The sequence below is a fragment of the Methylobacterium goesingense genome, from assembly GCF_022179225.1.
GTDB classification, from domain to species: domain Bacteria; phylum Pseudomonadota; class Alphaproteobacteria; order Rhizobiales; family Beijerinckiaceae; genus Methylobacterium; species Methylobacterium goesingense.
Genome location: NZ_BPQL01000250.1, coordinates 1 through 3,186, shown reverse-complemented (window position 1 = coordinate 3,186; position 3,186 = coordinate 1). Strand labels below are relative to the sequence as shown.

The 3,186-nt window shown below is 68.0% G+C and carries 4 protein-coding genes and 1 pseudogene; 3 read left to right on the top strand and 2 right to left on the bottom strand.

Annotated elements, in window-relative coordinates; all coding sequences use genetic code 11:
- Positions 1–190 (top strand): annotated as a pseudogene (locus MFF30_RS25705) (glycosyltransferase family 2 protein); the annotation flags it as partial.
- 88 nt (positions 191–278) lie between these two features.
- Here MFF30_RS25705 and purC read toward each other — a convergent pair.
- Complete coding sequence (gene purC / locus MFF30_RS25700; RefSeq protein ID WP_238283111.1) at positions 279–1,073, bottom strand: phosphoribosylaminoimidazolesuccinocarboxamide synthase; 795 nt, start codon at positions 1,071–1,073, stop codon at positions 279–281.
- Positions 1,074–1,273: 200 nt separating this feature from the next.
- Positions 1,274–2,008, bottom strand: a complete 735-nt coding sequence (gene nth, locus MFF30_RS25695) for an endonuclease III (RefSeq protein ID WP_238283110.1) — start codon at positions 2,006–2,008, stop codon at positions 1,274–1,276.
- A 20-nt stretch (positions 2,009–2,028) separates the two neighbouring features.
- Between nth and MFF30_RS25690 the strand changes: the two genes are divergently transcribed.
- Positions 2,029–2,580 (top strand): DUF2244 domain-containing protein, encoded by a 552-nt coding sequence (locus tag MFF30_RS25690; RefSeq protein ID WP_373321016.1) that lies wholly within the window; start codon positions 2,029–2,031, stop codon positions 2,578–2,580.
- A 4-nt stretch (positions 2,581–2,584) separates the two neighbouring features.
- Complete coding sequence (locus MFF30_RS25685) at positions 2,585–3,094, top strand: DUF3016 domain-containing protein (protein WP_238283108.1); 510 nt, start codon at positions 2,585–2,587, stop codon at positions 3,092–3,094.
- The last annotated feature ends 92 nt before the right edge of the window (positions 3,095–3,186 follow it).

Below are 3,186 nucleotides of genomic sequence, written 5' to 3'. Positions count from 1 at the left end.
GGCCGCGACCTCGCGCTGGTGCCGGGCCAGGGCCTCTGGGGTCCAGCGCGAGGTCGCGGCCCTGAAACGGCAATGGGGGCCGCTGCTCGCGCAGGACCCCCATTATCACCCGGGCTTCGACCCCGATCTCGGCAGCTACGCCCGATTGCGGCTAGACTGGCCCGGCGCCTGTCCGGTGAGCCCGCGCTGAGGCGTCAGATTCCTCCGGGGCAGCGGACCCGCGCGTCACCCGGACGCCAGGCGACCCGATTCCCGCGCCGACGGCGCGGGAGACCGGTTTACTGGACGAGGCGCGGCCCGCCGGTCTGCACCTTCTCGTTCTCGGACATGATGCCGAGGCGCTTGGCGACCTCGGTATAGGCCTCGATCAGGCCGCCGAGATCCTTGCGGAAGCGGTCCTTGTCGAGCTTGTCCGACGACTTGATGTCCCACAGGCGGCAGGAATCCGGGGAGATTTCGTCGGCCACGACGATGCGCATCATGTCGCCTTCCCAGAGGCGGCCGGTCTCGATCTTGAAGTCCACGAGGCGGATGCCGACGCCGAGGAAGAGCCCGGACAGGAAGTCGTTGACCCGGATGGCGAGGGCCATGATGTCGTCGATTTCCTGGGGGGTCGCCCAGCCGAAGGCCGTGATGTGCTCCTCCGACACCATCGGGTCGTTGAGCGCGTCGTTCTTGTAGTAGAACTCGATGATCGAGCGCGGCAGCTGCGTGCCTTCCTCGAGGCCGAGGCGGGTCGCGAGCGAGCCTGCCGCGACGTTGCGCACCACCACCTCGAGGGGGATAATCTCGACTTCCCGGATCAGCTGCTCGCGCATGTTGAGGCGGCGGATAAAGTGCGTCGGCACGCCGATGTCGTTCAGGTGCGAGAAGAGGAACTCCGAGATCCGGTTGTTCAGCACGCCCTTGCCGTCGATGACATCGTGCTTCTGCGCGTTGAAGGCGGTGGCATCATCCTTGAAGTGCTGGATGAGCGTTCCCGGCTCCGGACCCTCGTAGAGGACCTTCGCCTTGCCCTCGTAGATGCGACGGCGGCGGTTCATAGGCGTGTACCGTGGTTTGAGGAAGTCCATGGGCCGTGGCTCCTTCGGGCTGGACGATGCGGAATCCGCGGCGTGGCGGCCTGTAAGGGGGAGGCCGGGCCGAGAGACACGTCGTACGCCGAAAGCCTCCGCGACCGTGGCGCAAACTACCCGAAGCCGGTTGGCAGCACAACGCGTTAGCCCGGAGGCGAGGCGTCGGCCCCTATCCGCGCCGCCAGGGCCGGCCCCGATCAGGGCGCCGGCGTCTTGGCCGGAAACCGGCAGAGATCGGCGATCGGGCACTGATAGCACGCGGGCTTGCGGGCCTTGCAGACGTAGCGGCCGAACAGGATCAGCCAGTGATGGGCGTTGAGCCGGTAGGGCGCCGGCACGAGGGCCTCCAGGCCGGCCTGGACCTTGTCCGTCGTGGCCGCCACCACCAGGGGAATCCGGTTCGAGACCCGGAAGATATGGGTGTCGACCGCGATGGTCTCCTCTCCGAAGGCGACGTTGCGCACCACGCTCGCGGTCTTGGTGCCAACGCCGGGCAGCACCTCCAGATCTTCGCGCCGCCGCGGCACCGCGCCGCCATGCTGTTCCACCAGGATGCGCGAGAGCGCGATGACGTTCTTCGCCTTCGTGTTGAACAGTCCGATCGTGCGGATGAAGTCCCGCACCCGCTCCTCGCCCAGCGCCAGCATCGCTTCCGGCGTATCGGCGATCGCGAAGAGCGGGGCGGTGGCGAGGTTCACGCTCCGGTCCGTCGCCTGGGCGGACAGCACGACCGCCACCAGCAGAGTGAACGGGTTCTGGAACTCGAGTTCCGCGCGGGGTTCCGGGTTGGCCGCCGACAACCGCGAGAAGATCTCCGCGAGGGTCTCGGGTCCCACCGGCTCGGGCGCGGTCGCCACCTCTGCGACGATCGGCGCGGAAAGACGCGCGGAGATCGGCGATTTCCGCGGTTTGGTCGGCTGTCGGGTTCGCATCCGCGCGTTATATGCGATGCATGGCGAGCGGCAATCATCAGGACCCCCGCACAGGCATGCCGGTGACGGGTCTGCACCCGGACGGCCTGGACCCCGACAGCATGGATCGGCCGGTCTTCCGGGCGACCATCCGGCCTCACCAATCCCTGAGTCACGAGGGCTTCCGCATTGTGATGGTGCTGTGCTGCGCCGTCTCCTTGGTCACCTCCGTCGCCTGCGTGAAGGCCGGATACTGGCCGGTGGCGGGCTTCTTCGGCCTCGACATGCTGGCCCTCTACATGGCGCTGAAGGTGAGTTTCCGGCGCGGGCGTTCCTTCGAGGAGGTGGCGATCTCGCCGATCGAGGTGATGCTCGCGCGGGTGACCCATCGCGGCGAGCGCCGCGAATGGCGCTTCAATCCGCTCTGGACGAAGCTCACCAAGGTCGAGGACGAGGAATACGGCATGCAGACCCTCACCCTCGTGTCGCGCCGGGAGTTCGTGGTCGTCGCCCGCGATGCCTCGCCCCCCGAGCGCGAGGTCATCGCCGACGGGCTGACCCGGGCCCTCGCGCAGGTCAAGCGCGGATACTGAGGCGGTGGCGATCCATCCTTCGATCCGGCACGCCGCGATGCTGATGGGGTTTCTCGTGACTGCTGCGGGGCCCGCCGCGAGCGCTCCGGCTCCGCGGGTGACGGTGAACTTCGTCGCTCCCGAGCGCTACACCGATGCGGGCGACCGCGTCGGCGCGGGTCCGGGGCTTCGCGTCACCCTCGCGGAAATCCGGCGCATTATCGAGGGGGCGACTTTGCGCGCGATGGCGCCGGGCGACGATCTCCGCGTCGACGTGCTGGACATCGATCTGGCGGGCTTCGCGCATCCGGGCCTGTCCCCGGTCTCGGCGCCGCGGGTGGTGACCGACGTGACGCCGCCGGCCTTCCGCCTGCGTTACGACCTGCGTCGAGCCGGTCGCCGGATCGCCGGCGGAGACGAGCGGGTCAGCGACATCAACTTCCTGTTCGGCGCCCGCGCGAACCGGTTCGGTGCTTTCACCTACGAGGAAGAACTCCTGCGGGACTGGGCTAGGAAGCGCCTGAAGCCGCAATGATCGGCAGCGGCGAGCCCAGCGAATTCGCGGGAAAACGCGACGCGCCGCGAATTCGTGCTTGACGGGATTCTCGCGGATCCGTATATCCCTGT